The sequence below is a fragment of the Bacillus cereus group sp. BfR-BA-01430 genome (assembly GCF_022663115.1).
Classification (GTDB): domain Bacteria; phylum Bacillota; class Bacilli; order Bacillales; family Bacillaceae_G; genus Bacillus_A; species Bacillus_A cereus_BD.
Map to the genome: position 1 here is coordinate 1 of NZ_JAKUEW010000037.1, position 4,883 is coordinate 4,883.

Here is a 4,883-nt window from a genome sequence, read left to right on the forward strand (position 1 = left end):
AGGAAATTGTAAACGAAGCGAAAGCACAAGCTGGTGAACACGCAAATCAAGTAGATTGGGAAACAGGTCAAATTAAATCGAAATATCAAGTCATGAAAGATGATGTAGTTCGAAAAATGCGGGAGTTATGGTCAGATGTTAAAAATAAATGGGGAGATCTAAAAAATTCTACCAGTCAAAAAGTAGAAGACATAAAAAACACAGTTTCTCGAAAATGGGAAGATATGAAAAAGGCTGTACGAGATAAAATGCAAGAAGTAAAAAGTAGTGTGCAAGATAAATGGCGTGAGGTAGAAAAATTCTTTAGTTCTATCGATTTATTTTCTATTGGTAAAAGTATCTTAGAGGGGCTTGGAAGAGGAATAGATGCGGCTTCTGGAGGTTTATTTAGTAAAGCTGCAGGGATTGCTAAAGAAATTAAAGATACTATTTCAGGTGCACTTGAAATCAATAGTCCTTCGAAAGTCATGATTCCTGTTGGTAGTGCAGTACCTGAAGGTGTTGGGGTTGGTATGGATCGTGGAAAACGGTTTATTGTTGATGCAGCAAGAAATGTTGTTGGTACTGTTAAGAATCAAATGAGCAGCATGCCATCCGTTTTCGATTTTACGCCAAACTTCTCACTACCTAAGAATAATAAATTCAATGGGTTTGTGAATCGTATACAACCAAACTTCTCACAACAGCATGTTCCTTCAGTTACTCAAAGAATTTTTCCAAATGACCTATCAACAGAAAGAGAGTTGAGTCTAACTGTGAATATGACAAATGTATTAGACGGAAAAGAACTGACAAAAGGAACATATCGTTATACAACAGAGTTTCAAGAGCGTGAAAAGGAAAGAAGAAAGCAATTTGAGGGGCGATGATTAATATGGGGAAATTAGGATTTTCATTTAACAATATTCGAAAAGATTATATTCTCATGTTAGCTGGCAGGAAGCGCCCAACGTGGGCTCCAATCAGAAGGAGATTAGTCAGAGTCCCTCATCGTGCAGGGGCTTATTTAATGAATACCGAAACAGAGGAACGTCGTATAGACGTTCCTATTTTTATTAAGGCCAATAAAGATATAGCTGATTTACAAAAAATAAAAGAGGATTTGGCAGATTGGTTATTTACTCAAGAACCAGTTGAATTAATTTTTGATGATGAGCCAGACCGAACATACCTTGCTGTTGTCGATGGTGAGCTAGATCTTGAGGAGCTAGTTAATAAAGGAAAAGGTGTTATTACTTTTGTTTGCCCGATGCCTTACAAACTCGGAAAAGTACAAACTTATAAATTCGAAAGAAGCTGGACCACAGAAATAACTTCTCGATTTACGAACAAAGGTAGCGTAGAAGCACCCGCACTAATTGAGGTTGATGTGGAACAACCCTCGACATTTCTAGATGTTTGGTTTGGCGAATACCCACATGGTCGCAATTATTTCCGGATAGGTTATCCTTTGACAGTCGAAGAAAAAACGGTACAAGAACGCGAACGCGTTATGTGGGATGAGATGTCTACTACAGTAGGATGGACTCCTGTTACAGGTCAATTTGACGATATGAAGGGGACGGGCTCTTTTAAAGTGCGAGAGGGTTACGCGCTTTATTGCGACGATTACGGACAAGAACGAGGATTCCATGGGGCGATTGCAAAGAAAAACATTCCAGGCGGACCGTTGCAAGATTTCGAGATGGAAGCATGGGTGCGTCTGAAATCGACGAATATTGGACAAATGGGGCGTGTGGAAGTGCTTCTTTTAGATGAAGCAAGCAACATTGTTACACGGATTAACATGAACGACCTTTATTGGGATGCTGAATTTACAAAAGCGCACATGAAAATTGGAAACGCGGGAACACCGGGTAGTTTACGTAAGTTAGTCGATACAAGCGGCGCTCACCCGAACACATTTAACCAATTTTATGGTCGTCTCAGAATAGCTAGACGAGGAAACGAATGGTCTGTATATGTTGCTAGATTCCGAGATGGAACGGAGATTGATGACGCATCATTAGTAGAACGCTGGATTGATGAGCACGGAACTCCAATGACTAATAGGAAGGTTGCACAAATCATGATTTCTATAGCGGCATGGGATGTCAACGAACCTGTTTCAGTGATGTCCATTGACGACTTGAAAATCTGGAAAGTGAATAAAGTACCCGAAAATACCAAGCCTTATATTTTCGATAAAGGCGATAAAGTCGTTATCGATACTGAGAAAAGTTTGGTGACGATTAATGGTAAAGATGCGATAAATATCAAAGACATTTTCAGTGATTTTCCAAAAATTATTCGTGGTGACAACCGAATCGACATCATGCCAGGAGATATAGGCGTAGCAACGATCAGCTTTAGGGAGCGATACAGATAATGAAGATGAACGGAATTTTACATGTCGTAGACTTTAAAACAGAACAAATTGTATCAGCTATCCAGCCGGACGATTATTGGGACGATAAACGTCACTGGGAACTCAAGAATAATGTAGATACACTTGATTTTACAGTGTTTGATAATACAAAACATGCAGCAACTCTTATGCAGCAGAACTTAGTATTAAAAGAAGTTAGGGACGGCCATATTGTTCCTTATGTAATTACTGAAATTGAAAAGAATTCTAATAATAGGTCAGTAACTGTCTATGCATCGGGTGAGTGGATTCTGCTAGATAAAGCAGGATATATCATGCCGCAAAAAATCGAAGGTAAGACAGTAAATGAGTTTATCGACATGGCTCTATTAGGAACAAAGTGGAAACGAGGGAATACGGAATACTCAGGCTTCCACACGATGACTATTGATGAGCCCGTCAGCCCACTTAAACTTCTAAAAGATACCGCTTCTTTATTTGAATTAGAAATTGTTTATAGATGTGAAGTAGTTGGCTCACAGGTGGTGGGCAGATACGTCGATATGGTCAAGAGACGCGGGAGAGTTACGGGTAAAGAAGTTACTTTGGGTAAGGACTTAAAAGGTATTGTACGCAGAGAAAACTCTCAGAACATTTGTACAGCACTTTTTGGTTTTGTTAGAGGTGAAAATGAAAAGATAATCACCGTCGAAAACATTAATAATGGTCTCCCTTACATTGTGGACAACGATGCATTTCAAAGGTGGAGTGAGAACGGTCAGCACAAGTTCGGATTTTATACACCAGAAACCGAAGATTTAAATATGACAGATAAGCGTCTTATGACATTAATGGAAATCGAGTTAAAAAAACGTATTAATAGTTCTGTCAATTATGAGGTTGATGCACAAGATATTAGTCGTGCGTTTGGCTTAGCGCATGAGGAAATCAATGAAGGTGATACATTAAGAATTAAAGATGAAGGCTTTGTGCCGATGTTAGTGCTTGAAGCAAGGGCAATAGCTGGTGATGAATCCTTTACAGATTCAGAGAAAACTAAATATGTCTTTGGAGATTATCGAGAGATTACTGATCCAGATGAAGAAGCAAGAAAGCTATACAATAGAGTTCTTGCCATTTTAGGTAACAAGGCGAACAAAGAGTTATTAGAGCAATTGGAAAGGTTAGCAGAACAAGCAAAAGGTGAAGCAGAACAAGCCATTAGAGAATCGCAAGCAGCAAAAGATTTATCTGAGAAGCTGAAAGAGAATATAGAACAAAATATGGTTGAAATCATTGAATCAGCTAATCCACCGACTACGAACCTTAAGCCTAACAAGACCCTTTGGCGTGATATTAGCAATGGGCGGCCAGGAATTTTAAAGATATGGACAGGAGCTGTTTGGGAAACTGTTGTTCCAGATGTTGAACCTTTAAAACAGGAAATTGAGTCTACGAAAACAGAGTTAAATAAAAAGGTAGAAGCTGTTCAAAATGAACAAGGTGAAGTGAATCAAAAAATTGTGGAAATGGAAAAAACGAATGTAGGATTCAAAACTTCCATAGAAGAATTAACCAAAAAAGATGGGGAAATCACTGATAAAATGAATACCATCGAAAACACTGTGGAAGGCACGAAGCAAACTATTTCTGATATCCAATCCACAACAGATACGCTTACAAAAACGACAAACGAAATGAAGCAAACGGTAGATACTAATAGTTCAACAATTCAAAAAGTACAGCAGGATCAATCGATTATTAGCAAAGATGTGACTCAAGTTAAACAGTCAGTAGGTAGCTTAGAAACGACTGTAAAGAACGTTACTGAAGCTCAGACAGAACAAGGACAGGTCATTTCACAACAATCATCTCAAATTAAACAACTGAGTAATGAAGTGAGTTCTAAGGTTACAGCGAAGCAAGTTGAAGAGTATGTTGGTGGTATTGGATCGCAGAATAAGTTGATTAACGCTATTTTCACAGAAAAGAAAATAGATGATAAAGGGAATGAACTTTCTAAAACGCCTTCTTATAAAGGTTGGAAAGTTTATAATGGGGCTGGTGGAATTGTTCAACCAGACTCTTCGTTAACAAAAGATAATGACTTTACAATAGGGATCCAAGTTTCTGGTCAGACAGCTAATAGATATTATGGCATAAGCCAAACAATCCCTTGTCAGCCTGGAGAACAGTTAGTTGCATCTGTATACGTTTATACAAAAGAGAAGTCTACCATAGATCAGAGTGGTGCTTTGGAATTAAAATTCTATAATGGAAACACTCATGTTAAACAATTTTCAAAGGAATTGGAATTTGTTAATCATAACTGGGTTCGTATCGTTTTACCTGTGACAGCACCAAATGAACCTATAACTCAAGTTGAATTTAGATTACAGCTTAGGAGAAACGGAGAAATTTGGTGTGCTCATCCAATGTTGCAAAATGGGACAAAGCCTTCTAGTTTCTTTCCGAACCCTAAAGACTTAACAAACTATCAAGAAACGCTTGATAAACTTGCGGATAAGGTAGCGAC

The 4,883-nt window shown here is 38.3% G+C and carries 3 protein-coding genes; all 3 read left to right on the plus strand.

Going from position 1 to position 4,883, the window contains the following annotated elements:
• Nucleotides 1-869, plus strand: an 869-nt coding sequence (locus tag MR058_RS22580) for a phage tail protein (protein WP_242145915.1), incomplete at its 5' end; no start/stop codon positions are given.
• 5 nt (nt 870-874) lie between these two features.
• On the plus strand, nt 875-2,368 hold the full coding sequence (locus MR058_RS22585; protein ID WP_242145916.1) for a distal tail protein Dit: 1,494 nt from the start codon (nt 875-877) through the stop codon (nt 2,366-2,368).
• On the plus strand, nt 2,368-4,883 hold a 2,516-nt coding region (locus MR058_RS22590; RefSeq protein ID WP_277926681.1), incomplete at its 3' end, for a phage tail spike protein. The genes MR058_RS22585 and MR058_RS22590, both read left to right, overlap by 1 nt.

What these genes read in the sequence shown, in the direction of transcription:
- MR058_RS22585 (WP_242145916.1), top strand. Translation starts at nt 875, where the DNA reads ATGGGGAAATTAGGATTTTCATTTAACAATATTCGAAAAGATTATATT.